This window comes from Corynebacterium sp. HMSC035E02, from assembly GCF_001836065.1.
GTDB classification, from domain to species: domain Bacteria; phylum Actinomycetota; class Actinomycetes; order Mycobacteriales; family Mycobacteriaceae; genus Corynebacterium; species Corynebacterium hiratae.
Window position 1 is genome coordinate 15,581 of sequence record NZ_KV827291.1, and the last position, 24,881, is coordinate 40,461.

A 24,881-nucleotide genomic window follows, 5' to 3' on the forward strand; every position below is an offset into this window, starting at 1 on the left:
AGGCCCAGTCTACCCCTTGCGCTTGACCGAGCCGCGCGTTCCGGGGGCAAGAGGCAAACGCGTGTCAAGAATGAGCCCCGCGGCCCCGAGCGCGGCCGCTAACAGGAAGGCGACAATGGTGTAGGGGCTCGTGGAGCCGGTGAGCGCATCCCCGAAGAAGACGCCGATGGCGGTCGTGGGGATAGAGCCGATGAGCGTGGCTACGGAGAAGTGCATGACCGAAATGGGAGTCAGCGCGGCGACATAGTTGAGTAAGGAAAAAGGAACTCCCGCCACCATCCGCAGTGACGCTACAGCCAGCCAGCCGCGCCGGTCGAGTCGAGCGTTGATTGCGTACACCGCTGGGTGCGTGAGGTGCGGACGAATCCACTCACCGAGCAAGCTGCGCACAATGAGCAAGGAAACGGTAGCGGAGATGGTCAGCGCCACGAGAGAGATGGCCAACCCCAGCCACGGACCGAAAAGCAGGCCAGCGGCGAGCGTCCATACAGTTCGCGGGATGGGAAACTGCGTAAAGAAAACATAGGCCCCTGTAAAGGCCACAACGAACCAAGGCCCAAGGTGCTCCGACCACGAGCGCAGCACGGCGAGCGAGGGGACGTCGACAAGCACGGCACCTACAATCAACGCCGCGCCGGCAACGATTACTGCTGCCCACCGCTTCCAGCTCCAGCGACGAAAGCTCTGCCATGCCGATCGTCCCAGTGACACGAAGAAGTCACCGACGCTGCGCACCCAACCAGTTTTCATAGGGCTTCAAGCCTAGCGCTACAAGGCTGCTGATCCCTCATTCAGGCTGCATGAAGAATACTCGCGCCCAGCTCTAGCGGGGAGGAAATAAAAGCAGATATCAACGCCGTCTAGGGAGGGGCTGGCAGTTTCGCCCCAACTTGCTGGCAAGCCCCAATCCAGTGCATACGATATGGACTTCGCGGAGGATACTGAAGAGCGGTGCGCATCCGCACTGCTTTCTTTTCGTGTCTGTCCTGACACCGATGATCTTTTTGGAGTGGATCTTGGACTTTCTTCATAACCTCACGTCCTATATGGACGCGGCCACCTTACTCGAAGCGTTCGGGCCGTGGGTGATTGGCGGAATTGCGCTCGTTGTATTCATCGAATCAGGCGTGCTCTTTCCGTTTCTTCCGGGAGACTCCCTTTTGGTGACCGCCGCGATTCTGCGCCACGATCTTCATGTCTCACTGTGGCTGCTTATCACCGTGGGTATCGTGGCTGCTATTGCAGGTGATCAAGTGGGCTATTGGATTGGCCACCGCTTCGGGCGCGGCTTGTTTCAGCAGGATGCACGGCTCCTCAAGTTGGAGTACCTTAACACCGCGGAGAATTTTTTCCGCAAGCACGGCCCTCTTGCTTTGGTGCTGGGACGGTTCGTTCCGATCGTACGTACCTTCATCCCGGTGGCTGCCGGGACGGCCGGGATGCGCTATAAGAAGTTCATTGGCTGGAATGTCAGCGGGGCAGTGGCTTGGGTGCTTTCTATGAACCTCGTCGGCGTCTTTCTGGGCAATATTCCGGGCATCGCCAACTCGATTGAGAAGATCATGCTGCTCATTATTGCGCTGTCAGTAGCTCCCATTGCGATCAAGGCAGTACACAGCTACGTCACGTCGAAGAAGAAAGCCACGGTGGTCGAAGAGCGGGAACCCACTATTACTACAGCGGGATAGGGGATTGTGCGGGGCCTCCGAGTCGGGGCGCCCGCGGCCGCCGGCCGGACCAACGAAAGCAGGAACCCCGTGTCTCACATCATCTTTTCCGATGGTGCGAGACACGGGGTTTCGGTTGTGCCCGAGGGGGGACTTGAACCCCCACGTCCGTTAATAGGACACTAGCACCTCAAGCTAGCGCGTCTGCCATTCCGCCACCCGGGCTAGGGTGTTTGTTCAGCCTCTCGGCTGGGCACTCGAATACTGTATCCCGAACCGGTGCCACTTCACAAATCAGCACTACACGCCATGTTTTCACGCTACTTTTAAGGGTTGAAAACACACCGGTGAAAGTACGTTGTTCGTTAGCGCTTGCGCGTGCCGGACGGTGCACCCGCAAGCCCTGTATATGGCGTCTGCACCCTAAATCGGCGCGCTGAATATAGCTTTCCGGTACAAAGGGATCTATGACTAGCAACACTTCAGATACCACCGTGAACTACGCCACTGACTCTCGTTTCCCGGGCCCGGACCCTTACGCACCGTTGGGAGATGTCCCCAGCTTCACCGTGACGTCCTCTGACATCGAGGAAGGCTCAGAGATCGCGGAGCGTTTCCGCGCGCCTGAGAATGTGTCCCCGCAGCTGTCGTGGTCCGACGTACCGGAGGGAACTAAGTCCTTCGCCGTCACCTGCTTTGATCCTGACGCACCAACGGGCTCAGGTTTCTGGCACTGGGCGGCTTTCAACATTCCTGCCGATGTCCGCGAGCTACCTACTGGTGCCGGCTCTGCTGAAGACCTCGGCCACGAGGGTGTCATCAGCCTGCGAGGCGATAGCGGCCAACGCGTCTACTACGGACCCCAGCCGCCAGCCGGGCATGCCCCGCACCGCTACTTGTTCGCCGTACACGCCGTTGACGTAGAGACGTTGGATATTGATCCAGACGCCACCCCGACGGTCCTCGGTTTCAACCTCTTCTTCCACACGCTTGGCCGTGCGGTTACCTGGGGTTGGTACGAAGCCCACTAAAGTGGCCAATTACACTCATCACAATGAGTAAGAATCCGGAGACCAACCCCACCACTGACGGAGTAGATATCCCCGCCGCCCTGCGCGTGGGCGGCGCCTTCATGCTGCTGGCCGCCGTGCTCGCGCTATTCGGGCTCGTATCCATATTTACCGACGGCTGGGGAGCCACCTTCGAATGGACATGGCGCCGCCTGGCCATTGTGGGTGCGGCGCTTCTCGTCGGCGCATTCAGCACCCAACGCCGCGATCAGCGGGGCAGCCGCGAGCAGATCATCGCCCTGGTCCTGGCGCTCGTCCTCATCATCGCCAGCCGGGCGCTTCCCAATACGGTTCTCACCACGATGGGCCAGTACGTGGTCTTCCTGTACGCCGTCGCAGCAGGGTTGTGTGCGGTCATTATCCGCCGCACCTTGCGCTAGAACCGCGATGGCGGGCTAGTCCGCCCATCCCAGGCCGGAACCTACAGCCTCCGAGATGTTGCTCAAGCCGTGAGCGTGAATCTGCTGGGCAATGCCACGGTGGATGTCGCGGATCCAATCCGGGCCGCCGTAGATCAGGCCGGTGTAGCCCTGCAGCAGCGAGGCTCCTGCAGTGATACGCTCCCACGCCTGCTCCGGGGTGGAGATACCACCGGCCGAGACCAGACCCAACTTATCGCCCACGCGGGAGTGGAGGCGCTGCAGGACCTCCACCGAGCGCGCAGCCACCGGAGGGCCGGACACGCCGCCGGCTCCCATCGCCGCGACCTCCTCAGCCGGGGTTACCAACCCCTCGCGTGAGATGGTGGTATTTGTGGCCACAATGCCTGCTAGTCCAACCTCTACGGCCATATCAGCTACGGCATCAATATCTTCATCGCTGAGGTCCGGTGCAATCTTCACCAAGACCGGCGAGGACGTCGATTCCACCACGGCCTCCATAATGGGGCGCAGGGATTCCACCGCCTGCAGGTCGCGTAGGCCCGGGGTATTAGGGGAGGAGACGTTGACCACGACATAATCGGCCAGATCCCCTAACACTGACGCGCATTGGCGGTAGTCATCCACCGCATGCTCAGCTTCAGTGACTTTGTTCTTGCCGATGTTGATGCCCACGACATCGTTATAGCGGCGCTTGCGTAGATTTCGGGCAGCTGCCAGCGCGCCCTCGTTGTTAAAGCCCATGCGGTTCAAGATGGCCTTGTCAGCCTTGAGCCGGAAAAGTCGGGGAGCTGGATTGCCCGGCTGCGCCTTCGGGGTGATGGTGCCGAGCTCGGCGTATCCGAAGCCGATGGGGGACCAGACGTCGGCAGCCGCCGCATTCTTATCAAAACCTGCGGCCAGCCCCAGCGGGCGCGGGAAGCGCACGCCAAAGACCTCTTGTGCCAGGACCGGATCAGTGACCGGTATGACCTTGCCCAGCGCACGGTTAAGCGGCGAGGCGACCTGGAGCGCGGCGAGACCGCTATTGATGATGCCATGGATGCGTTCCGGGCTGAGTTTGAACATTCCCTTTAACGCGGCCTGGTAGGCCGCGTGGCGGGCACGGTCGAGAGCTGAGTACTGCATGCGGTGTCCTTAAAAAGAAGTGAAAATGAAAAGGGGCGGGATGGTGAAATTTAGCGGGGTGTCTCGTCGAGTTGCGGATCGCTGATGAACTGGAGGCCGTCACCGCTAGCTGAGGCGGTGACGAGGGTGCCGTCGCCAAGCACGGCAACGTTCTGAGCGTCCGCCACCGTGGCCATGCTGCCGACGGACTCCGGAACACCCGCAGCGACGGTGAAGGCGTGCAACAGGTTGTTGTCAGTGGTAGTCACCCAAGCTAAGGAACGTTCAGCGTCCCAGGCCACGCCCCACGGCGTGCCGTCGGTGTTTCCGTACTGATGCAGGCGGATGACGTCGCTGGCGGTGTAAATGGCCACGCGTTTGCCCACGGTGTCTGAAGCTACGACCACGGCGCCCTCACCGCCCGCGATCTGTCCCACGCCCTGGCCAGAGCGAAGGCGTCCACCCGCGCGATCCTTCTCCCAGTCCAACGACTGAATAGTGGAGTCCTCCCTGAAGATGCGGACGATGCCGTCGGCGCCATCCGGATTAGGCACGGAGATGAGCTGATCCGAGCCTGCTTCCACCGTGATATCGCTGCTACGTTCGCCGTCCACGTAGACCCCGATAGTCGTGGACTCCCGAGAGCCCACAAAAACCTCGCCGCTGGAGGCCTCTGCGGCCACCGTCACCGGCGTCTCCTCATCCACTGCCAACTCCTGGGGGGAATCCGGCTTCTGGGGATCAAAGAGCAGTACCTTATCCCCACAGGCGAGAAGGAAGTGCTGGTCGGAGGCAGTCAGGTCGCCACATTTCGCATCGACGGATACTGTGGTGGCCTTCTCCTCGGTGAAGTCATCGGCGGTGCCTACGGCGAGTGACTCATCGGTGCGAACTGCAAGGACGTCACCGACTGCGGCGAGATCCGACACGGCAGCGAAGGGGACGACGTTGCCCACCGGCTTGGTGGCCGCCGGGGAGGAGGCGGGTTCGGCCTTGCCATAGACCGCGGAATTGGGATCTGCGCCAACACCCACCGTGGGATTGCAGGCGGCAAGAGCGCAGGCGCTGGTGAGAAGGGCAGAAGAAAGCAGAACACGACGCATTTTCACGATCCCTCATCCTAGCAGTCAGCGTGGTGGAAACCGGAAGCCATGGACCGCGCTAGTAGGCTGTCGCGGGTGACTACAACAGCGACAACTGAAGCCATGACATGGATGCAGGTCATCATCCTCTCCCTCGTCCAAGGCCTCACCGAATTTCTGCCCGTGAGCTCTTCCGGACACCTGCGCATCGTGTCCACCCTGTTTTGGGGCCAAGACGCAGGCGCCTCCTTCACTGCGGTTATCCAGCTCGGCACCGAGTTGGCAGTGATCGTGTACTTCGCGGGAATGATTTGGCAGATCCTCAAAAGCTGGTTCATAGGTCTCGTGCGCAAGGACCAGCGTGGCCAGGATTACCGCATGGGATGGATGGTCATCGTTGGCTCTATTCCCATCGGCATCCTGGGTGTGCTGGGCAAGGACCTGATTAGGGATAACCTGCGCAACCTGTGGATTACCGCCTCCATGCTCGTGCTCTTCTCTTTCGTTTTCATCATCGCCGAGAGGGTAGGAAAGAAGGAACGCAGCTTCGAGGAACTGACGATGCGCGATGCCATCGTCATGGGCCTGTGCCAGTGCTTGGCACTTATCCCAGGTGTCTCGCGCTCGGGAGGAACGATTTCGGGCGGCCTCTTTTTGGGCTTGGATCGCGAGGTGGCGACGCGCTTTAGCTTCCTCTTGGCCATTCCTGCAGTCATGGCTTCGGGGCTGTTTTCGCTTGGCGACGCCTTCGGCCCCACCGTGGGGCAGTCTGCCACCGGCGCCCAGCTGCTCGTCGGCACGCTCATCGCGTTCGTCGTCGGCTATGCGTCTATTGCGTGGCTGCTGAAGTTCGTGGGCAGCCACTCCTTCGAATGGTTTGCGGCCTACCGCATTCCTGTCGGGCTTCTCGTCATGCTGTTGCTGGGCCTCGGGGTTCTTGCCCCCTAACCGGCCATGCGTCCGCGGCGGTGGGGTCACACGTTAGGATGGTGCCCATGCAATCTTGGCCTGTCCCGCACATCGATTCCGTCCCTGGCGCCCCGTCGCCGCTTCACCTCTATGATTCCGCTGATGAAGAGGTAAAGAAGCTCAACATCAAGGGGGAGACCGCCACGATGTATGTCTGTGGCATTACCCCTTATGATTCCACTCACCTGGGCCATGCAGCGACCTATCTCACCTTTGATCTGATTTACCGCCAATTGCTGGATAACGGCTACACCGTGAATTACGCCCAGAACATCACCGACGTGGATGATCCGCTCTTCGAGCGCGCTGAGCGCGACGGTGTGGATTGGCGCGAACTGGGCACCTCGCAGATCAATCTTTTCCGCTCGGACATGGAGCTGCTCTCCGTGTTTCCGCCTCAGCACTTCGTCGGAGCGATGGAGGCCATCGACGAGATTACGGTCATGGTGCAGGCGCTTCTCGACGCCGATGCAGCCTACGTTGTCGACGATCCTGAGTTCCCGGATATCTACGCTTCCATTGAGGCCACGAAGAACTTCGGCTACGAGTCGAATTATTCCCGCGAGCAGATGGAGACCTTCTTTGCCGAGCGCGGCGGTGACCCGGACCGTCCCGGCAAGCGGGATCCTTTGGATGCGCTCATTTGGCGCGCCCACCGCGAGGGCGAGCCCGCCTGGGAATCTCCGTTTGGCCCGGGGCGTCCGGGCTGGCACATCGAGTGTTCCGCCATCGCGACCAACCGGCTCGGGTCCAGCTTTGATATCCAGGGCGGCGGATCGGATCTGAAGTTCCCGCACCACGAATTCTCCGCGGCCCATGCGGAAGCGGCGTTGGGTGTGGAGCGGATGGCCCAGTCCTATGTGCATACCGGCATGATCGGTTTGGACGGCACCAAGATGTCGAAGTCATTGGGCAACCTGGTGTTCGTCCACAAGCTCGTCGAGGCGGGCGTCGACCCTTCGGCCATCCGTCTCGGTGTCTTCGCCGGCCACTATCGAGCCGACCGTGACTGGTCCGATGCGGTCTTGAACACCGCGCAGGAGCGGCTGGAGCGCTGGCGGGCGGCTTCCCGCACGGCAGGCAACGTGGAGGAAGTCAAGGCGGTCGTGCACCACGTACGTCGTGCCTTGGCCGACGACCTCGATACGCCACGTGCCCTTGAGGTCATCGATCAATGGGCAGATAAGGCACTGCAGGCTGGTGCTTCGGATGAGGAGGCGTCCGGCTTGCTGCGCACTGCACTTAATTCTCTGCTGGGCGTGCGCCTCTAGACAACTTCAGGCATGATTTAGCTCATGACGATTCGCGCCGAATTCCAGCCCACCGTAGATGAGTTCATGTCCAACCTCGAGTCCTTTGCCACCGGGGATTATCTCAAGGAAGAGGAAAAGGAGTTCTGGGAGGCACCGTTCGATGCAACGGTGCTCCCGGATCTTCGCAACATCCTCGAGTCCTTCCTCGATGATCTGGATAAGCTGCCCGATGATCCAGAAGGTGGGCTGTTGAGTGCAGCGGTGCGCCCCTCCGTGGAGAAACTCGCCGCCTTCAACCGAAAGAATGCTGACGCAGTGCTGGAGCCGGAGGAAAAGGAGGAGCTCACGGAGCTTATCCACTCTGCCTCGGCGGCCACCGGCGCGGATGACGATGCCTTGGGACAGCTACCGGAACTGGATTTTTAATTGACTGATAGCGAGCAGGCTGCAGGTGCTACCCGTCCCGCAGCGATCTTCTGGGATATGGATGGCACCCTTACTAATTCCGAGCCCCTTTGGGAGCAAGCCACCTTCCACCTCTCCGAAACGCTGGGACGCCGGCTAACGCCGACGGAGCGGTTAGCCACGGTAGGTGCCACGTTCGAGGACACCTTAGCCATCTGCGCCGATAAGGCGGGCGTCGTGCTTCAGCCGGGAGATACCGAAAAGTACCGCCGGCTCATGTTCGACTATGTCAAGTCCCTTTTCGCCGAACACCTCGAGATTTTCCCGGGTATTCCGGAGCTGCTTGGTGAGCTCAAGGAGTTGGGTGTGCCCATGATGGTGACCACGAATACCGAACGTTACGTGGCGGACTCCGCGATCGCGTCTTTAGGCCGACACTACTTCGTGGACACGATTTGCGGTGACGAAGTCCCGCGGGGCAAGCCCGCTCCGGACATGTATGCCGAAGCTGCCCGCCGGGTAGGCGCCTTACCGCAGGATTGCCTGGTCTTTGAAGATTCTGCAGCCGGCATGCGCGCGGCTGTCGACGCCGGCTGCACCGTTATCGCGTTGCCTGAGGGCGACCACGTTGCAGTACCGGAGGAGGCGACCGTCATCACTGAGTTGCGCGGAACCCAGCACCGCCATCTCGACGGCGCTTCAGCTTCCGACGTGCACGACTGGTACAACCGCCTACGCGCACTCTAGCCGCCGCGGATTCGCTGCGGGGCGGTGGAGCGGTTGACTCCTTCCGTCGGGATTTCGGCTAGGGAGGAAGCATTTTATGCAGCAGTGTGGAAGAATAAGCCATTGTGAAGAATTTTGAGAGCCTGTTTGAGGAATTGTCCCAGAAAATCGCCGAGCGCCCTGAAGGCTCCGGCACCGTGGAAGCTTTTGACAAAGGGATCCACCACCTGGGCAAGAAAATCATCGAAGAGGCTGGCGAAGTGTGGATTGCCGCAGAATATCAGTCCGATGAAGAGCTCGCCGAGGAGATGTCGCAGCTGCTGTACTGGCTCCAAGTCATGGCCCACAAGCGTGGCCTGAAGCTCGAGGATATTTACACCTACCTCTAATCGGCCGCCCAGTACGAGGGCTTCCAGCAGTTTCAATAACCAGCGCAATCACCGTAGAAAGCACCGCACACTCATGATCAAAATCGCCGTCCCTAACAAAGGCTCTCTGTCTGAGGCCGCTCTGGAGATCTTCAAGGAAGCAGGATATAAGGGCCGTGGTCACAATAAATCGTTGAACGTAGTGGATGAGGACAACGGCGTCGAATTCTTTTTCCTGCGTCCGAAAGATATCGCCATTTATGTCGCGCAGGGTGTCCTAGATCTCGGGATTACTGGCCGCGACTTGGCTCTCGATTCGCGCGCGAAATTCAACGAAGTCTTGGATCTTGGTTTTGGCGCCTCGACGTTCCGCTATGCAGCACCAGCGGGGGAGCAGTGGGATGTTCCGAAGCTGCAGGGCAAGCGCATCGCTACCTCTTACCCCAACGTTGTGCGCAATCACCTCAGCGCGAATGGAATTGAGGCTGACGTCATTCGCCTCGACGGAGCGGTAGAGATTTCGATTCACCTCGGTGTCGCAGACGTGATCGCAGATGTTGTCTCAACGGGAACTACCCTGCGTCAGCAAGGGCTTAAGCCCTTTGGCGAGCCCATCGTTTCTTCCGAGGCGGTCGTGATCAAGCGCGAGGGCGAAGACGTCACGGCCGAAGAGAACGTTGTGCTCAGCCGCATTCGCGGAATCCTCAACGCCCGCCACTATGTCATGCTCGATTACAACGTGGCGGAAGAGAAGCTCCCAGACGTCGAAGCTGTGACCCCCGGCTTGACTGGTCCCACCATCTCTCCATTGGCACGCGAAGGGTGGGTGGCCGTGCGCGTCATGGTGCCCCGCAAGCAGGCTAATCAGGTGATGGACGCGCTGGAAGGGCTCGGCGCCGAGGCAATCTTGGCCTCAGATCTGCGAATTGCCCGCTTTTAGGGGGAGAATCCAAGCATTTTATTCGCGCTCCTAGCTACGATGGGGGCTGACCATCATCGTTCTTCGATTTTTATGCAAGGAGTCAGCCCCGATGGCAAAGACAACTAAGAAGGATGCTCAGCCGGAGGCCAAGGAGACCAAGGACGTGAAGTCCCAGGTCGAGGAAAAAGCCACCAACAAGGCTCCGAAGTCCCCGTCCAGCAAAAAGACGCGTACTGAGACTGATCTTCTCGGCTCCATGGAGGTTCCGAGCGATGCGTACTACGGCGTTCATACGCTGCGCGCTATCGAGAACTTCCAGATTTCCTACGTGACCATCAACACCATCCCGGATTTCATCCGCGGTATGGTGCAGGTCAAGAAGGCCACCGCGATGGCTAACCGCCGTCTGCACGTCCTTCCTAAGAAGAAGGCAGAGGCAATCATCTGGGCTTGTGACCAGATCCTCGAAGAGGGCCGCTGCATGGACCAGTTCCCGCTGGATGTCTTCCAGGGTGGCGCTGGCACCTCGCTCAACATGAACACCAACGAGGTTGTGGCCAACTTGGCGCTCGAGCACCTCGGTGAGGAAAAGGGTGCCTACGACATCATCAACCCGAACGATGATGTCAACATGTCCCAGTCGACCAACGACGCATACCCCACCGGCTTCCGCTTGGGCATCTACTACGCCATGGAAGACCTCATCGAGCGCATCGATACCCTGCAGGCAGCATTCCACGCCAAGGGCAATGAGTTCGTTGACATCCTAAAGATGGGCCGCACCCAGCTGCAGGATGCCGTTCCGATGACCCTTGGCGATGAATTCAAGGCCTTCGCGCACAACCTGGCGGAAGAGCAGGCCATCCTGCGTGACGCCCAGAAGCGTCTGCTGGAGATCAACCTCGGCGCAACCGCTATCGGTACCGGCGTGAATACCCCGGCCGGCTACCGCCACCAGGTCACCGCCGCACTGTCCGAGGTCACTGGTCTGGAGATTAAGACCGCCCGCGATCTCATTGAGGCAACCTCTGACTGTGGCGCTTACGTACTGCTGCACTCCACCATCAAGCGTGCAGCAATGAAGCTGGCCAAGATCTGTAACGACCTGCGCCTGCTGTCCTCTGGTCCGCGTGCTGGCCTGGCAGAAATTAATCTGCCGCCGCGTCAGGCTGGTTCCTCCATCATGCCGGGTAAGGTCAACCCGGTTATCCCGGAGGTTGTTAACCAGGTCTGCTTCAAGATCTTTGGTAATGACCACGTCGTTACCATGGCCGCTGAGGCAGGCCAGCTGCAGCTCAACGTTATGGAGCCGGTCATCGGTGAGGCACTGTTCCAGTCCATCCGCATCATGGGCAACGCCGTCGACACCCTGCGTGAGAAGTGTGTCGTGGGCATCACTGCCAACGCTGACGTCTGCCGTGCTTATGTGGAGAACTCCATCGGTATCGTCACCTACCTGAACCCGTTCATCGGCCACCACAACGGTGACCTCATTGCCAAGGAGTCCCTGAAGACCGGCAAGGGAGTCAAGGAACTGGTTCTGGAGAAGGGCCTGCTCGACGAAGAAACCCTCAACAAGGTTCTGTCCGTGGAAAACCTCATGCACCCGGAGTTCCGCGGCCAGCTGTACATCGACGAATAAATCGTCGTCCCAGCACTAGCGAGAGCGAATCGCTCATGCTGTACGACACACGCCCGCGCTGCCTCAATGATGGCCGCGCGGGCGTGTGCCCGTTTTCAACCACACCAGGTATCACGCCCTCTCTCGAGACCGAGCCGTCGGTGCGCACTTTTGTGGAAACGGACACAATCGGGCCTGAATACTCGCTAAAGCCACACTAATAGGGAAGAATAAAAACTGTCAGTTCTCGCGCCATGGTCGTGTTCTGACCGCCGCGCGAATTACCACCCATACTGCAGTTCAACTGCACATATTGGAGTTACACAATGGTTGTAGTGCACATCCTCATCGTCCTTGCGGCGATCTATCTCGGTGCCCGAATCGGTTCAATCGGCATTGGTATGGCCGGCGGCTTGGGCGTTCTACTTTTAGGCCTCACCGGCGTCCCCGTCACCCGCGAAGATATCCCCTTCGATGTCATCGGCATCATCATGACCGTTATCGCGGCCATCGCTGCCATGCAGCGCGCTGGCGGCATGGACTATCTGGTCTACCTGGCAGAGAAATTCCTTCGTAAAAACCCGAAGAGGATCACGTTCTACGCCCCGGTCGTCACGTGGCTGATGACCGTTCTGGCAGGCACTGGACACACCGCTTTTTCCACGCTCCCGGTTATCGTCGAGGTAGCCAAGGAAGGCAAGGTCCGCCCCTCACGCCCGTTGTCCATCGCGGTTGTTGCCTCGCAGATGGCCATCTGCGCCTCACCCATCTCTGCGGCCGTAGTCTTGCTCGCCTCCCTGTTGGAGCCCATGGGCGTGGGCTATTTGCAGATCCTCGCCGTGCTCATTCCTGCGACGTTCCTCTCCATTTTCCCTGCCGCCTGGATAGCCAACCGAGCAGGTGCTGAGCTTGAAGATGATCCCGTTTACCAAGAGCGCAAGGCCCAAGGCCTGGTGAAGGTGCCACAGGGCTCCCACAACTACAGCCCGGTGCAGGGCGCCAAGACCTCCGTGATCATCTTCCTGGTTGCCATCGTCATCGTTATGCTGTGGGCCACCCTGACCTCCTCCCAGGTAGGACTCATTGAAGAGCCGACTCTGCCCCGTAACGAAGCCATCATGACGGTGATGCTCACCGCTGCAACCCTCATCGTCATGATCACCAAAATCTCCGCTGGCGATGTTCTCAACACCCCAGTGTTCAAGTCTGGCATGTCTGCCTGTATCTGTGTGCTTGGTGTGGCCTGGTTGGGCACCACGCTGATTAACCACTACATGGAGGACATCCAGGCTATCTCCGGGTCCATCATCGAGTCCGCCCCATGGTTGCTGGCCATCGTGCTCTTCTTTGCTGCGGCGCTGTTGTACTCCCAGGCAGCCACCACCAAGGCTCTCATGCCTGCGGCCCTGGCCCTTGGCGTCAACCCGCTGACCGCAGTCGCTGCCTTCCCCGCGGTATCCGCTCTGTTCATTCTGCCGACGTACCCGACCCTGTTGGCGGCCGTTGAAATGGATGACACTGGCTCGACCCGCATCGGAAAGGCTGTCTTCAACCACCCGTTCATCATTCCTGGCACTGTGAGCATCGCCTTGTCGGTCCTCCTGTGCTACGCCATCGGCGCAGTCGTTCTCTAGCATTATCAAAAAATTATTTGATTTTGCTCAAGACACTTCTTTAGCGCGCTAAGCTGGTGGGCATGACTAAGCAACCTTCTGATGTTGAGATCGCTCAAGCCCACCAGCTCGAACCCATCACTGATATTGCCGCCCGCGCCGGTATCCCAGCGCCCGCCCTTATCCCTTATGGGCAGAACAAAGCCAAAGTAGATATCACCCAAGTTGGGGATACACCCGCCAACGGCAAACTCGTCCTCGTTACTGGTGTCTCGCCGACTCCAGCAGGTGAGGGCAAATCCACTGTCCTTATCGGTTTGACCGATGCCCTCACCCAGCTGGGGAAGAAGGCTATCGTGGCACTGCGCGAGCCCTCCCAGGGCCCCGTCATGGGCATTAAGGGAGGTGCCGCGGGAGGCGGCTACTCCCAGGTTGTTCCCATGGAGGACATCAACCTCCACTTCACGGGTGACTTCCACGCCATCTCTGCGGCGACCAATACCTTGGCCGCCATCATCGATAACCACATCCACCAAGGCAACGCTCTCAACATCGATCCGCGTCGCATCACCTGGCAGCGCTGTATCGACGTCAACGACCGCGCGCTGCGCAATGTCGTCACCGGTCTTGGCGGCCCGGCCCACGGTGTACCGGGGGAGACCGGTTTCACCATTACCGCGGCATCCGAAATCATGGCCATCCTGGGACTCGCCACTGACTTGGCAGACCTGAAGAAGCGCCTTGGCGACATCACCGTGGGCTACACCTATGACCAGAAGCCGGTCACTGCGCGCGAGTTGGGGGCAGAAGGCGCGCTGACGGCACTGATGCGCGATGCACTCAACCCCAACTTGGTGCAAACTCTCGGCGGAACCCCGGCCTTCGTCCACGGCGGACCATTTGCCAACATCGCTCACGGCTGCAACACGCTCCTCGCTACCCAAACCGCGATGCGCTTCGGCGATATCGTTCTTACGGAGGCAGGGTTCGGCGCGGATCTCGGCGGTGAAAAATTCCTCGACGTCAAGTCCCGCTTCGGTAACCTCGATGTCGCCGGCGCCGTCGTCGTGGCGACTATCCGTTCCCAGAAGTACAACGGTGGCCAGCCACGTGAGGAACTGACTACGGAAAACCTGGAAGCGTTGAAGAAGGGCGTGGTCAACCTCGAGCGCCACGTGGAGAACCTCCGCAAGTTTGGTCTGACCCCAGTGGTGGCCCTCAACCTCTTCGGCAGCGATACCGATGCCGAGCGCGAGTTCATGCGCCAGTGGGCGGCAGACTTTGACGTCGCGCTCGAGGAAGCAGAGGTGTGGGCCAAGGGAGGCGCCGGCGCCACAGCGCTAGCTGAGCGCCTTTTGGACAGCCTCTCCGAAGGCTCCTCTCACCAGCTTTACGATCCCGCCGATGGTATCGAGGCATCCATCGAGACCATCGCCACGGAAATTTACCGCGCAGAACGCGTCGAGTATTCCTCCAAGGCGCTCAAGGATCTCAAGTACATCAAGGACAACGGCTGGGAGAAGTTCCCCGTCGTTATCTCTAAGACCCAGTACTCCTTCTCCGATGATCCCAGCCAGCTCGGCGCTCCGGAAGGCCACGTCCTCCACGTCCGCGAGCTGCAGCCGCGCACCGGCGCTGGTTTCATCGTTGCCCTAACCGGTGACGTCATGACCATGCCGGGCCTGCCGAAGAAGCCCGCGGCAAACAACATCGACGTTGCCGCTGACGGATCGATCTCCGGCTTGTTCTAAGCCGCCGTACGGTCTACTCAGCGCAGTTTACGCCGTCTGGTCGGGCCACCCGGGATACTCGGGTGGCGTTCCACCAAAAGCCGGGCAGAGGTCTTGGAACGAGCACCAACCGCACAGCTTTGAAGTCTTCGGCCTAAAGTCTCCGGCCTTGCCATCGCCTTCGATTTTGGCCCAGAGCTCGCCTAGGTCGCGCTCGAAGTATTCCAGTTCCTCCGGTCCCGGCGTGAGGAACATAGAGTCCAGTACCTTGAGGTACATCAGCCGCAACTGCGTGGGGATCGTGCCAAGCAGCCGCCAGTAGACCAATGCGTAGAAATTCATCTGGAACTGCGCGTCCTGGGAATAACGGGGGAGCGGCTTCTTTCCGGTCTTATAGTCCACCACGCGCACCTCGCCAGTGGGAGCAACGTCTACGCGGTCAATGAACCCGCGCACCGGCACACCGTTGGGCAGCACGGTATCGACGTACATCTCGCACTCGTGGGCGTCGAAGCCCTGGGGGTTTTCCATCTGGAAATAGCCCTTGATGAGCTGACGTGCTTCGACGAAGAAGTCGAGTTCTTCGCCCTCGGGAACCAAATCGCGTAGCTCGGGATCGGATTCAAGCATCACTGCCCATACGGGCTTAATCATCTTCACCGCCACCGGGTACTCCCGCTCCTCGCGGGGTAGCTGGTGCATCTTTTCCAGGACGGCGTGGACCAGCGTTCCCTTGACCTGTGCCTTCGTCTTGGGCTCGGGGAGCTTGTCGATGGCCCGGAAGCGATAGAGCAGCGGGCATTGCTTGTAATCGGAGGCGCGGGAAGGGGAGAGGGCTAGTCGTTTCGGCATAATGTTTCTCAGCCTAGCGCATAGGCACCCACAGTCCTTCCGGCATCACCCGGCAGTCCGTGGCAAGCTGGAAGCATGAGCACTACGCAAGATTTTCTCGATTTCATCGCCGCCAGCCCGTCCTCCTACCACGCGGCTGAGGAGGTAGCGCGCAGACTCGTTGAGGCGGGTTTTAGCCGCCAGGATGAGTCCGCCGAGTGGTCAGCCGAACCGGGCGGCCACGTCATGGTCCGGGGTGGTGCGGTCATGGCATGGTTTGTCCCCGAGGGCGCGAGCCCGGACTCCGGCTTCCGGATTATCGGTTCCCACACGGATTCGCCCGGGCTGGCTCTCAAACCGACCCCGGACTTCGATTCTGCCGGTTGGCAGCAGGTCGCCGTCGAGGTTTATGGCGGAGTCCTTCTCCACAGCTGGTTCGACCGCGAGCTCACCGTGGGCGGCCAGGTCATCACGAAGGATGGCACACGCCACTTGGTCAATACCGGGCCTTTGCTGCGCTTGCCTTCGCTGGCTATCCACCTCTACCGCAAGGATGAGTTCAAGCCGGATCGCCAGCGCCACATGCAGCCGGTGCTCTCCGTAGGTACACCGGAGACGTCGGTGATGGGGGTCGTCGGCAAGCAACTCGGCGTTGCCCCAGAAGACATCGCTTCCTTCAACCTCATTACCGCCGATGCCCAGCGCGGTGAAGTCTTTGGCGCCGGCGAAAAGCTCATCGCTGCTGGACGCATGGATAACCTCTCTTCCGTCCACGCCTCCCTGCGTGCCCTTCTCGCCGCTGCCCGCAACGCCGACTCGATTGAGCACAAGGACATCCTCGTCATGGCGGCCTTCGACCATGAAGAAGTTGGCTCCTCTTCGCGCTATGGCGCGGGTGGGCCGATTCTGGGGGATATCCTTACCCGCACCGCTCGGGCGCTTGGCGCCAATGAGGAGCAGCGCTTCCAAATGTTCGCGCGCTCCAGCTGTGTGTCGGCCGATGCCGCCCACTCCGTGCACCCGAACTACGCGGAAAAGCACGATCCCACCCACCACCCGATCATCGGCCAGGGGCCGGTGACCAAGATCAACGGCAACCAGCGCTACGCTTCCGACGCCAACACCGTGGCCCTGTGGGAATCTGCCTGCCGCCGCGCCGAGGTGCCCTACCAGCGCTTCGTAGGCAATAACGACGTGCCCTGCGGCTCCACTATCGGGCCGATTTCCGCCACCCGCTTGGGTATTCCCACCGTCGACGTGGGAGTGCCGATGCTCTCGATGCACTCGATCCGCGAGCTGGTAGGCGAGCGCGACCAACTATGGCTTGGTAACGCCCTTGAGGCATACTTGGTGGGTTAATCCTAGCCACCCAAACTATGTGAAAGGTTCCCACGCCATGGCTTATTCTGGCCCCTTCCGCTACGGCGACCGCGTGCAGCTCACCGATGCCAAGCGGCGTCACTACACCATCGTCCTCGAGGAGGGAGGCCAGTTCCATTCGCACAAGGGAATCATCAACCACGATGATGTCGTCGGCATGGATGAGGGCTCCGTCATCGACTCGACACTAGGCAGCTCCTTCCTCTTGTTCCGCCACCTCATGGTGGACCATGTCCTGTCGATGCCGCGAGGTGCCGCGGTGATTTATCCCAAAGACTCCGCGCAGATTCTGGTCGAAGGCGATATCTTCATGGGCGCACGCGTGCTCGAGGCCGGCGCCGGTTCCGGCGCTCTCTCGATGACGCTGTTGCGCGCCGTAGGGCCCGAAGGCCACGTTTTCTCCTATGAGGTCCGCGATGATCACCTGGAATACGCCGTGGACAACGTCACCGAATACTTCGGTAAGCAGCCCGAATGGTGGAGCCCGCGTCTGGGGGACTTGGCCGATGTCACCGTCGAGGATCTGGGTGGCCCGGTGGACCGCGTCATCCTGGACATGCTCGACCCCTGGGAGCACCTCGAGAAGGTGCGCGATATCCTCATCCCGGGCGGCGTCTTCATGACTTATGTGGCCACCGTGCCGCAGCTGATGAAGGTGATGGAGGGAATCCGCGAACTCAAATGCTTTACGGAGCCGCGTGCCTGGGAGTCCCTCGTGCGTGAATGGAAGGTGGAAGGCCTAGCTACCCGCCCTGAGCACCGCATGAACGCCCACACCGCTTTTCTGATCTGGACGCGCCGGCTTGCCGACGGCGTCACCCCGCCCCGCCCGCAGCGCCGCGCCCGAAAATAAGCCCTCACGTTAAACGTGGCGCACCGCGCGCTAGGGTGGACTCTATGAACGATGCCACTCATTCCCAGGAACTTGGCCAGCAGCGCCGCCAGATAGAGCAACTGGCTGAGCGCAATGCCAAGCTTGCTGCCCTGTTGAAGGATGCGCGCACGAAGCTTCAGCAGATGCTCGCGGAGGTTGACGCTCTTGCGGAGCCCGCCTCCACGTACGGTGTCTTTCTGGGCTATTCCGGGCGCGCGCATGATTCACGCCGCGATGCTGAGGTTTATACCAATGGCCGAGCCATGCGGGTCAAGATTTCTCCCAACCTCGAGCCCGGCTCCCTGAAAGTAGGGCAGCAGGTGCGCTTGGGCGAGGGCTTCGTCGTCGTGGAGGCCTGCGCCCCGGTCAATACCGGCGCGCTGGCGACGCTACAGGAGCGTCTCGGCACCGACCGCGCGGTGGTCATTAATTCCTCTGGTGAAGAGCAGGTTGTTCTCCTCGCTGCAGCGTTGCGGGATACCGTGCGCGCCGGCGATACCCTCTTGGTCGAGCCCAAATCAGGTGTAGCCACCGAACGCGTGCACAAGACTGAGGTAGCGCAGCTCACGCTGGAGGAGGTTCCTGACGTATCCTACGAGGACATCGGTGGTTTGGACGAGCAGATCTCCCTCATCCGCGATTCCGTCGAGCTGCCTTTCCTCCACCCAGAGCTCTACCGCCAATACGATCTCCAGCCGCCGAAGGGCGTGCTGCTCTATGGTCCGCCTGGGTGCGGTAAGACGCTCATCGCCAAGGCGGTGGCGCATTCTCTGTCGGCGTCGCTCGGCGCTACTGCCCCCAGCTACTTCCTCAACGTGAAGGGCCCAGAACTGCTCAATAAATTCGTAGGCGAGACTGAACGCCGCATTCGCCTCATCTTCGAACGCGCCCGCGAGCTTGCTTCCGAGCCCACCGAGGATGGCAGCCAGCGCCCGGTCATCATCTTTTTCGATGAGATGGAATCTATCTTCCGCACGCGTGGCTCCGGCGTGTCCTCCGATATGGAGACCACCGTCGTCCCGCAGCTGCTGACGGAGCTGGACGGTGTGGAGAAGCTCAGCAACGTCATCGTCATCGGCGCCACCAACCGCGAGGAACTCATCGACCCCGCCATCATGCGCCCGGGGCGCCTCGACATCAAGATTCGCGTCAACCGCCCGACCAAGCAGGGCGCGCGGGAAATCTTTGCGCGCCATTTTCCGGAATCAGTCCCGCACGAGGGCGACCTTTCCCAGCTCATCGATACCGCGGTCGACGATCTCTACGCCGAGCGGCCGTTCGTCAAACTCCACTTCGCTAACGCGGATCCGCGTGTGCTGCACTACCGGGACTTCGTGTCCGGCGCAATGATCGCCAACATCGTCTCCCGTGCCAAGAAGCTGGCGATCAAGGAAGCGTTGGACGCAGCCACTGCCACCGATGGGGCGAAGTCCGCCGGCATAACCGCAGCGCACCTCCACGAGGCTATAGCCGCGGAACAGGCTGAATCGGAATACGTCCCCACCTCCGCCAACCCGGAAGAGTGGGCAAAGATCGTCGCTGGTACCTCCGCTGGCGCATATGTCACCCAGGTCGAATTGATGGGAGTGTAGCCATGAGCCGTGTTCTAGGAACCGAAACTGAATATGGAATCTCCACGCCGTCCAACCCGGCGCTGTCACCGATCGTGACCTCCACCCATGCAGTTGTGGCTTATGCCGCCCTGCATACCGGTGCGCGCTCCCGCTGGGATTTTCGGGAAGAGCACCCGCTGCGCGATAGCCGCGGCTTCGATCTCAAGCGCTACCACACCGTGCCGGTGGTGGACCCGAACGCGCTGGGTGTGGCCAACGTGGTGACCGCCAATGGCGCGCGTTTCTACGTCGACCACGCCCACCCCGAATACTCCTCACCGGAGTGCACGAATGCCTGGGATGCGATGCTTTACGACGCCGCCGGTGACCTCATCCTGCGCCGTGCAGGGGAGGCCGTAGCATCGCTGACCGCGCAGGGCACGTCCGTGTTGGCCACACACGATCCCTGCCCGCCGCTGAAGTTTTACAAGAACAATGTGGACGGCAAGGGTGCTTCGTATGGCAGCCACGAGAATTACCAGTACTCTCGGGACACCGACTTCGATGATATTGCCCAGGGGCTGATTCCTTTCTTCGTTGCCCGCCAAGTGGTCACCGGTGCCGGCCGCATGGGTGTGGGCGTCGATGGAGAGGAGCCAGGTTTCCAAATTTCGCAGCGCGCGGACTACATCGAGCAGGAAATCTCCCTAGAAACCACCCTTAACCGCGGTATCATCAACACCCGCGACGAGCCGCACGCGGTCGCCGAAGACTTCGGCCGCCTGCACGTCATCATCGGTGAGGCCACGATGTCCCACACCTCGACGCTGCTCAAGCTAGGCATGACCTCGCTAGTACTCGATGCCATCGAGAGCGGCGTGGATTTTAGTGATCTGCGCCTAGCAGAGCCGGTGGCGGAGGTGCAGCGGGTGAGCCGCGACCTTACCTTGACTCATCAGCTGGTGCTTCGCGACGGCCGCCGCCTCACCGCCCTCGACATCCTCGCCGTCTACCGCGAAAGGGTTACCGCCACCTCCGCAGCGGATGAAAAGGTACTCACCGCCTGGGACGAGGTTGTCGCGCTTCTGGCCGACAACCCGCTCAAGGCCGCCCACCTGCTGGATTGGGTAGCAAAATACCGCTTGATTAAGGGCTACCTGGACCGCGGCGTGGCGGCCGATGATCCGAAACTGGCACTCATCGATCTGCAGTACACCGACATCGATCCGGCAAAGTCCCTCTACCATGCGCTCGTGCGCAAGGGGCAGATGCGTACCTTGGTCAGCGAGGAAGAGATTGCTGCTGCAGCGGAAACGCCGCCCGCGGATACCCGCGCCTACCTGCGGGGCCATGCCACTCGGAAGTTCGGGGAGGATGTCTTGGCGGCGTCCTGGCAATCGCTGACCTTCCGCATCGGTGAGGCCGAGGGCGCCAACTCTGGTACTGCCTGCGTGGCACTCGACGACACAAAAAGGCTCGGGCAGGACGAGGTGGGCGCTCTGCTGGAATCTGCGGACAGCGCCGCCGACTTCGTTAATAGTTTGCGCCAGCTCGGGGTGCGAATCGAGTACCCTACACTGTATTAGCGCAGCATTTTCCACTCGCGAAAGGAGCTCTTAAGAATGAGCGGACAGCAGTCTCAGATCAACGCCGGTGGCGGCAACGGTCAAGGAGGCGACACTCCGGAGTTCGACGCCGGACAAGTCAGCATCAACAGCGCGGGTACCGATGACCTCCTCGATGAGATTGACGGCCTTTTGGAGTCCAATGCCGAGGAGTTCGTGCGCTCCTACGTCCAAAAGGGCGGCGAATAAAGGTGGAGCAGCCCTCCGATAGCGCCCCCGTTTATGCACGGCGGATTATGGGCATCGAAACCGAGTACGGCATTACTGCGAGCACAAGCGATGGACAGCGGGTGATGTCCCCGGATGAGATCGCCCGCGTGCTTTTCCGGCCCATCGTGTCGAAGTACTCCTCCTCCAATATCTTCAGCCCCAACGCCTCCCGCCTCTACCTCGACGTGGGTTCCCACCCGGAGATCGCTACCGCGGAGTGCGATAGCTTAAGCCAGCTCATTGCCTATGAGCGCGCCGGCGATGCCATGGTCAACCGCATGGCCGTCCAGGCAGAGGAAGCTTTGGCGGACGAGGGGGAGAAGCGCGCTGTCTACTTGTTCAAGAACAATGTGGACTCTGCGGGCAATTCCTACGGCTGCCACGAGAACTACCTCATCGGCCGCCACGTGGTGCTCAAGGACCTTGGCAAAGCTCTGCTGCCATTCATGATCACCCGCCAGCTCATCTGTGGAGCAGGAATGATTAGGCCTGCCAGGGGAGAGGAACCGGCGCGTTTCGTGCTCTCCCAGCGCGCCGATCAAGTCTGGGAAGGTGTGTCCTCTGCGACGACTCGCTCGCGCCCCATCATCAATACTCGCGACGAACCGCATGGTGATTCCAAGCGTTTCCGCCGCATGCACGTTATCGTTGGCGACTCCAACATGGCCGAACCCACGATGGCCCTCAAAGTTGGCTCCACGCTGCTCATGCTGGAGATGCTGGAAGCCGGTTTTGAGGTGCCGGCATTCTCGGTACTCGAGCCAATTAAACACATTAGGGCCATCGCGCTCGACCCCACCGGCCGCACCGAGCTTCCGCTTGAGGGAGGCGGCAGCACCACCGCGCTCGCCGTGCAGCAGGAGCTCTGTACCGCTGCCGAGCGCTGGCTGGATCACCGCGAGGACGCAGGCACTCCGACGGTTGAGTTGGCCCGGGTCGTGGACTTGTGGAAGCGCACCCTCCAGGCCATTGACACTCAGGATTTCTCCGGCGTTGACCGCGAGATCGATTGGGTCATCAAGCGCAGCCTGCTGAACCGCTACCGCGAGCGCCTGGGCGGGGATTGGTCGCACCCCAAGCTGGCACAGATTGACCTGACCTACCATGACATCCGTCCAGGTCGCGGCCTCTACAGCGTATTGGAGCAGCGCGGCATGGTGAAACGCTGGATCGACGATGCTGCAATCAACGCCGCAGTCGACACCGCCCCGCAGACCACCCGTGCCAAGCTGCGCGGGGAGTTTCTCGCTGTTGCCCGCGAGCTCGATGCCGCGGTAACGGTGGATTGGACGCGGATGAAGGTCAACCGGCCTGAACCGATGACCGAGGAGTTCTCCGACCCCTTTGTGTCCGAGGACCCGCGCCTAGATGGGTTGTTAGACTACATGCGTTCGCACCCAGGCTCGTAGAGCCGTAGAGCTGATCAAGGAACCTGCCACTATGCCTTCAGTAGATCGCACTGCAGCCCGGACGCCGGTCAGAGACCGCGCTATCGAAAGGCTCACCAACCTCACCTTTGCCCTGCATGGGGCAGCGCACCAAGGCGGGGTTCCGGACCGCAGCGCGGCGTGGATCCGCAGCCACGTCGAGGGCTACCAGTCACGCAGCGATGAAGCCTTTCACAAGCAGCTTTCCCGCGACATCGTGACCCTGCAGCGCGCCGGTGTGCCAGTAGTACACAGCAGCGGCGCGGAAGGTTCGCTGTACCGGCTCGATCCCGAAAACTACCAGCTACCTCCCGTCGATTTCACGCCGGAGGAGGCCATGGTTCTCGGCGTAGCCGGCGGCATCGGCACTCCGGGAGGCTTAAGCGATTTCAGTCTCTCCGCGTGGACCAAGATCGCAGCCTCAGGCGCCTCCCGCGACTTGAGCGGAGCGCCGGTGTACACCGCAGTCAACGACATGACCAGGTTGAGCCCAGAGCTCGTCACTGGAGTCATCACCGCAGTGCGTGCTGGGCTGCGCATTTCCTTCGATTACTACGCCACGCCCTCTGCCGAGGCGGTTCGCCGCCATATGGATCCCTGGGGGCTGGTCAACCACCGGGATCGTGTTTATCTCGTCGGTTGGGATGTGGACCGCGAGGCTCCCCGAACTTTTCGCGCTACCCGCGTGGACAACGTCAGGCGCTCGCGCGCTGCGGCCACGCACCTCGAGCCCACTGCACCACTGCAGGATCTCGTTGTAGAGGCGCTGGAGCGGGGCGAAACGGTAAATGCAGTCCTCGAGGTTCCCGAGGGGCAGGCCGCCGAGCTTGTCGACGCCGGACGCAGGCGCGAGGATGGACTTCTAGAACTCACCAACGTACACCACGATTGGTTGGTGCGCACCGCTGCTGGCTATGCACCAGATGTCGTGGTTATCGAGCCACCCGAGGTTCGTGCCGACATCATCGCACTCCTAAGTGTCGGTGATGACCCATCATCAGCGTCTGGCGAGGAGGCCCGCCATGGTTGATCAACCCCGCAAGCTGCAGTCCCTTGTTCGCTCCCTCAACCTCATCCCTTACCTGCGTAACCACCCGGGGCTGACTCCGATGGAGGCTGCCGAGGATTTAGGGATGACCCCTGCTGAGCTTAAGGATGCTATCGACCGTCTCTTCTGCTCCGGTGTGGGCCGCAATACCGAGGACCTTATCGACTTAAGCTTTAGCTACCGCGATGGCATCGAGATCTACAACGACCAGGGCCTGACCCAGGCATTGCGCCTGACCCCAACTGAGGCCGGCGCATTGTTGCTGACGCTCGAGTCCCTTGAGGCAATGCCGGGGCTTGTCGACGTCTCCGCGGTCCACTCTGCCGCCGCGAAGCTGCGCGAGATCATGGATGAAAAGACAGCCGCCATCTATGACTCCCTGGCCACGACCGATCCCGAAGAGTCTGAGGTGCAAGCGGCGTTGGCGGGGGCCGTCGACAAGCGCCGGCAAGTGCGTTTTACCTACTGGAGTATGTCCTCCAACCGGACGAGTGAGCGTACCGTGCATCCGGCCCGCATCTTTATCGTGGACGGCGAACCCTATTTGGTGGCCTGGGACGAGTCGGTGGGGGAGCACCGCACGTTCCGCCTTGACCGGATGAGTGATGTCGAAGTGCTCGACGCTTCCGCGACACCACATGTGCGGGAGCTGGATTTCGACCCGGACTCCCCGTTTGGTCTAGATCACACTCTCACCGCCGAGCTGGAGATTCACCAAGAATTCACCTGGCTAGCGGAACACTACGACATCACCCTTGGCGAGACCCTAGAAAATGGCCTCATAGCTGCAACGATGCCGGTCGGCTCGGAGGCGTGGTTTAGCCGTTTCGCGCTCGGCCAAGCTGATCGCATGCGGGTTGTGGGGCCGCAGAAGCTCGTTGACGCCATTTCGGAGCATAGAAAACGAGCACTGGAGCGTTATACTCAACTGCCAGACTAAGAGCTCTCCCGCGTGCACGTCGCTCAGCGTCGCGCTGTGTGAACAAACACGCTTCATCGACCAAGAAAGAAGGGGCACCC

The 24,881-nt window shown here is 60.7% G+C and carries 24 protein-coding genes and 1 tRNA gene; 20 read left to right on the plus strand and 5 right to left on the minus strand.

From position 1 onward, the window contains the following. Positions 1-9: 9 nt before the first annotated feature. Positions 10-750, minus strand: coding sequence for a TVP38/TMEM64 family protein (locus HMPREF2635_RS00405; RefSeq protein WP_046649135.1), 741 nt, complete (start codon positions 748-750; stop codon positions 10-12). A 245-nt stretch (positions 751-995) separates the two neighbouring features. Between HMPREF2635_RS00405 and HMPREF2635_RS00410 the strand changes: the two genes are divergently transcribed. Continuing rightward, complete coding sequence (locus HMPREF2635_RS00410; protein ID WP_246824810.1) at positions 996-1,688, plus strand: DedA family protein; 693 nt, start codon at positions 996-998, stop codon at positions 1,686-1,688. Positions 1,689-1,806: 118 nt separating this feature from the next. Here HMPREF2635_RS00410 and HMPREF2635_RS00415 read toward each other — a convergent pair. Next, positions 1,807-1,892, minus strand: a tRNA-Leu gene (locus tag HMPREF2635_RS00415). 242 nt (positions 1,893-2,134) lie between these two features. On the opposite strand from HMPREF2635_RS00415, the gene HMPREF2635_RS00420 reads away from it, so the two are divergent. Both HMPREF2635_RS00420 and HMPREF2635_RS00425 read left to right on the plus strand, forming a co-directional pair. Beyond that, positions 2,135-2,698: a YbhB/YbcL family Raf kinase inhibitor-like protein gene (locus tag HMPREF2635_RS00420; protein ID WP_070821072.1), complete on the plus strand. Its 564-nt coding sequence runs from the start codon at positions 2,135-2,137 to the stop codon at positions 2,696-2,698. A gap of 23 nt (positions 2,699-2,721) precedes the next feature. Continuing rightward, positions 2,722-3,117 (plus strand): hypothetical protein, encoded by a 396-nt coding sequence (locus HMPREF2635_RS00425; protein WP_046649137.1) that lies wholly within the window; start codon positions 2,722-2,724, stop codon positions 3,115-3,117. Between the two features lie 15 nt (positions 3,118-3,132). Here the strand turns inward: HMPREF2635_RS00425 and HMPREF2635_RS00430 are convergent, their stop codons facing one another. Both HMPREF2635_RS00430 and HMPREF2635_RS00435 read right to left on the minus strand, forming a co-directional pair. Next, positions 3,133-4,245, minus strand: a complete 1,113-nt coding sequence (locus HMPREF2635_RS00430) for a quinone-dependent dihydroorotate dehydrogenase (protein ID WP_070821073.1) — start codon at positions 4,243-4,245, stop codon at positions 3,133-3,135. 50 nt (positions 4,246-4,295) lie between these two features. Next, positions 4,296-5,327, minus strand: coding sequence for an NHL repeat-containing protein (locus HMPREF2635_RS00435; RefSeq protein WP_070821074.1), 1,032 nt, complete (start codon positions 5,325-5,327; stop codon positions 4,296-4,298). A gap of 75 nt (positions 5,328-5,402) precedes the next feature. Here HMPREF2635_RS00435 and HMPREF2635_RS00440 point away from each other — a divergent pair, with 75 nt between their 5' ends. From HMPREF2635_RS00440 to HMPREF2635_RS00480, 9 genes are all read left to right on the plus strand, one after another. Beyond that, positions 5,403-6,254, plus strand: coding sequence for an undecaprenyl-diphosphate phosphatase (locus tag HMPREF2635_RS00440; RefSeq protein WP_210401578.1), 852 nt, complete (start codon positions 5,403-5,405; stop codon positions 6,252-6,254). 47 nt (positions 6,255-6,301) lie between these two features. Further along, a complete protein-coding gene (gene mshC / locus HMPREF2635_RS00445; protein WP_049157688.1) occupies positions 6,302-7,546 on the plus strand; it encodes a cysteine--1-D-myo-inosityl 2-amino-2-deoxy-alpha-D-glucopyranoside ligase in 1,245 nt (414 codons plus the stop codon). 24 nt (positions 7,547-7,570) lie between these two features. Beyond that, positions 7,571-7,954, plus strand: a complete 384-nt coding sequence (locus tag HMPREF2635_RS00450; RefSeq protein ID WP_049157689.1) for a hypothetical protein — start codon at positions 7,571-7,573, stop codon at positions 7,952-7,954. After that, positions 7,955-8,680, plus strand: a complete 726-nt coding sequence (locus HMPREF2635_RS00455) for an HAD family hydrolase (RefSeq protein ID WP_049157690.1) — start codon at positions 7,955-7,957, stop codon at positions 8,678-8,680. It abuts the gene before it with no gap. Between the two features lie 104 nt (positions 8,681-8,784). Further along, on the plus strand, positions 8,785-9,048 hold the full coding sequence (locus HMPREF2635_RS00460) for a phosphoribosyl-ATP diphosphatase (RefSeq protein WP_046649144.1): 264 nt from the start codon (positions 8,785-8,787) through the stop codon (positions 9,046-9,048). A 73-nt stretch (positions 9,049-9,121) separates the two neighbouring features. Beyond that, the gene (gene hisG, locus HMPREF2635_RS00465; protein WP_070511844.1) at positions 9,122-9,967 is read left to right on the plus strand and encodes an ATP phosphoribosyltransferase; all 846 of its coding nucleotides are present in this window, start codon (positions 9,122-9,124) and stop codon (positions 9,965-9,967) included. A gap of 91 nt (positions 9,968-10,058) precedes the next feature. Beyond that, the gene (aspA, locus tag HMPREF2635_RS00470) at positions 10,059-11,591 is read left to right on the plus strand and encodes an aspartate ammonia-lyase (RefSeq protein ID WP_070511847.1); all 1,533 of its coding nucleotides are present in this window, start codon (positions 10,059-10,061) and stop codon (positions 11,589-11,591) included. A 305-nt stretch (positions 11,592-11,896) separates the two neighbouring features. Further along, positions 11,897-13,204, plus strand: a complete 1,308-nt coding sequence (locus tag HMPREF2635_RS00475; protein ID WP_070821076.1) for an anaerobic C4-dicarboxylate transporter — start codon at positions 11,897-11,899, stop codon at positions 13,202-13,204. A 62-nt stretch (positions 13,205-13,266) separates the two neighbouring features. Next, positions 13,267-14,934: a formate--tetrahydrofolate ligase gene (locus HMPREF2635_RS00480; RefSeq protein WP_070821077.1), complete on the plus strand. Its 1,668-nt coding sequence runs from the start codon at positions 13,267-13,269 to the stop codon at positions 14,932-14,934. Positions 14,935-14,961: 27 nt separating this feature from the next. Here HMPREF2635_RS00480 and HMPREF2635_RS00485 read toward each other — a convergent pair whose 3' ends face one another. Continuing rightward, the gene (locus HMPREF2635_RS00485; RefSeq protein ID WP_070547430.1) at positions 14,962-15,765 is read right to left on the minus strand and encodes a RecB family exonuclease; all 804 of its coding nucleotides are present in this window, start codon (positions 15,763-15,765) and stop codon (positions 14,962-14,964) included. A gap of 75 nt (positions 15,766-15,840) precedes the next feature. Here HMPREF2635_RS00485 and HMPREF2635_RS00490 point away from each other — a divergent pair, with 75 nt between their 5' ends. Genes HMPREF2635_RS00490 through HMPREF2635_RS00525 form a run of 8 tightly spaced genes read left to right on the plus strand, consistent with a single transcriptional unit; the run spans position 15,841 to position 24,801 of the window. Continuing rightward, positions 15,841-17,103, plus strand: coding sequence for a M18 family aminopeptidase (locus HMPREF2635_RS00490; protein ID WP_070821078.1), 1,263 nt, complete (start codon positions 15,841-15,843; stop codon positions 17,101-17,103). Between the two features lie 37 nt (positions 17,104-17,140). Further along, positions 17,141-17,977: a tRNA (adenine-N1)-methyltransferase gene (locus HMPREF2635_RS00495; RefSeq protein ID WP_070511863.1), complete on the plus strand. Its 837-nt coding sequence runs from the start codon at positions 17,141-17,143 to the stop codon at positions 17,975-17,977. A gap of 44 nt (positions 17,978-18,021) precedes the next feature. Beyond that, on the plus strand, positions 18,022-19,590 hold the full coding sequence (arc, locus tag HMPREF2635_RS00500; protein WP_046649150.1) for a proteasome ATPase: 1,569 nt from the start codon (positions 18,022-18,024) through the stop codon (positions 19,588-19,590). A gap of 2 nt (positions 19,591-19,592) precedes the next feature. Further along, the gene (dop, locus tag HMPREF2635_RS00505; RefSeq protein WP_070821079.1) at positions 19,593-21,137 is read left to right on the plus strand and encodes a depupylase/deamidase Dop; all 1,545 of its coding nucleotides are present in this window, start codon (positions 19,593-19,595) and stop codon (positions 21,135-21,137) included. Positions 21,138-21,173: 36 nt separating this feature from the next. After that, entirely contained in the window at positions 21,174-21,365 is a 192-nt protein-coding gene (locus HMPREF2635_RS00510) for a ubiquitin-like protein Pup (protein ID WP_010186632.1), read from the plus strand. Between the two features lie 47 nt (positions 21,366-21,412). Further along, the gene (gene pafA / locus HMPREF2635_RS00515; protein WP_046649152.1) at positions 21,413-22,795 is read left to right on the plus strand and encodes a Pup--protein ligase; all 1,383 of its coding nucleotides are present in this window, start codon (positions 21,413-21,415) and stop codon (positions 22,793-22,795) included. A 31-nt stretch (positions 22,796-22,826) separates the two neighbouring features. Further along, positions 22,827-23,843: a helix-turn-helix transcriptional regulator gene (locus tag HMPREF2635_RS00520; RefSeq protein WP_049157706.1), complete on the plus strand. Its 1,017-nt coding sequence runs from the start codon at positions 22,827-22,829 to the stop codon at positions 23,841-23,843. Next, positions 23,836-24,801 carry a helix-turn-helix transcriptional regulator gene (locus tag HMPREF2635_RS00525; protein WP_070517792.1) on the plus strand — a complete coding sequence of 322 codons (966 nt, stop codon included), beginning with the start codon at positions 23,836-23,838 and terminating at the stop codon, positions 24,799-24,801. The genes HMPREF2635_RS00520 and HMPREF2635_RS00525 overlap by 8 nt, the downstream gene beginning before the upstream one ends. Positions 24,802-24,881: the final 80 nt, after the last annotated feature.

Excerpts from the sequence above, each read along its gene's own strand:
- HMPREF2635_RS00435 (WP_070821074.1), bottom strand. The coding sequence starts at position 5,327 with ATGCGTCGTGTTCTGCTTTCTTCTGCCCTTCTCACCAGCGCCTGCGCT.
- aspA (WP_070511847.1), top strand. The coding sequence starts at position 10,059 with ATGGCAAAGACAACTAAGAAGGATGCTCAGCCGGAGGCCAAGGAGACC.
- HMPREF2635_RS00405 (WP_046649135.1), bottom strand. The coding sequence starts at position 750 with ATGAAAACTGGTTGGGTGCGCAGCGTCGGTGACTTCTTCGTGTCACTG.
- HMPREF2635_RS00480 (WP_070821077.1), top strand. The coding sequence starts at position 13,267 with ATGACTAAGCAACCTTCTGATGTTGAGATCGCTCAAGCCCACCAGCTC.
- HMPREF2635_RS00475 (WP_070821076.1), top strand. The coding sequence starts at position 11,897 with ATGGTTGTAGTGCACATCCTCATCGTCCTTGCGGCGATCTATCTCGGT.
- HMPREF2635_RS00410 (WP_246824810.1), top strand. The coding sequence starts at position 996 with ATGATCTTTTTGGAGTGGATCTTGGACTTTCTTCATAACCTCACGTCC.
- HMPREF2635_RS00490 (WP_070821078.1), top strand. The coding sequence starts at position 15,841 with ATGAGCACTACGCAAGATTTTCTCGATTTCATCGCCGCCAGCCCGTCC.
- HMPREF2635_RS00510 (WP_010186632.1), top strand. The coding sequence starts at position 21,174 with ATGAGCGGACAGCAGTCTCAGATCAACGCCGGTGGCGGCAACGGTCAA.
- dop (WP_070821079.1), top strand. The coding sequence starts at position 19,593 with ATGAGCCGTGTTCTAGGAACCGAAACTGAATATGGAATCTCCACGCCG.
- HMPREF2635_RS00495 (WP_070511863.1), top strand. The coding sequence starts at position 17,141 with ATGGCTTATTCTGGCCCCTTCCGCTACGGCGACCGCGTGCAGCTCACC.
- mshC (WP_049157688.1), top strand. The coding sequence starts at position 6,302 with ATGCAATCTTGGCCTGTCCCGCACATCGATTCCGTCCCTGGCGCCCCG.
- arc (WP_046649150.1), top strand. The coding sequence starts at position 18,022 with ATGAACGATGCCACTCATTCCCAGGAACTTGGCCAGCAGCGCCGCCAG.
- HMPREF2635_RS00525 (WP_070517792.1), top strand. The coding sequence starts at position 23,836 with ATGGTTGATCAACCCCGCAAGCTGCAGTCCCTTGTTCGCTCCCTCAAC.
- HMPREF2635_RS00450 (WP_049157689.1), top strand. The coding sequence starts at position 7,571 with ATGACGATTCGCGCCGAATTCCAGCCCACCGTAGATGAGTTCATGTCC.
- pafA (WP_046649152.1), top strand. The coding sequence starts at position 21,413 with ATGGGCATCGAAACCGAGTACGGCATTACTGCGAGCACAAGCGATGGA.
- HMPREF2635_RS00430 (WP_070821073.1), bottom strand. The coding sequence starts at position 4,245 with ATGCAGTACTCAGCTCTCGACCGTGCCCGCCACGCGGCCTACCAGGCC.
- HMPREF2635_RS00425 (WP_046649137.1), top strand. The coding sequence starts at position 2,722 with ATGAGTAAGAATCCGGAGACCAACCCCACCACTGACGGAGTAGATATC.
- HMPREF2635_RS00485 (WP_070547430.1), bottom strand. The coding sequence starts at position 15,765 with ATGCCGAAACGACTAGCCCTCTCCCCTTCCCGCGCCTCCGATTACAAG.
- HMPREF2635_RS00420 (WP_070821072.1), top strand. The coding sequence starts at position 2,135 with ATGACTAGCAACACTTCAGATACCACCGTGAACTACGCCACTGACTCT.
- hisG (WP_070511844.1), top strand. The coding sequence starts at position 9,122 with ATGATCAAAATCGCCGTCCCTAACAAAGGCTCTCTGTCTGAGGCCGCT.
- HMPREF2635_RS00520 (WP_049157706.1), top strand. The coding sequence starts at position 22,827 with ATGCCTTCAGTAGATCGCACTGCAGCCCGGACGCCGGTCAGAGACCGC.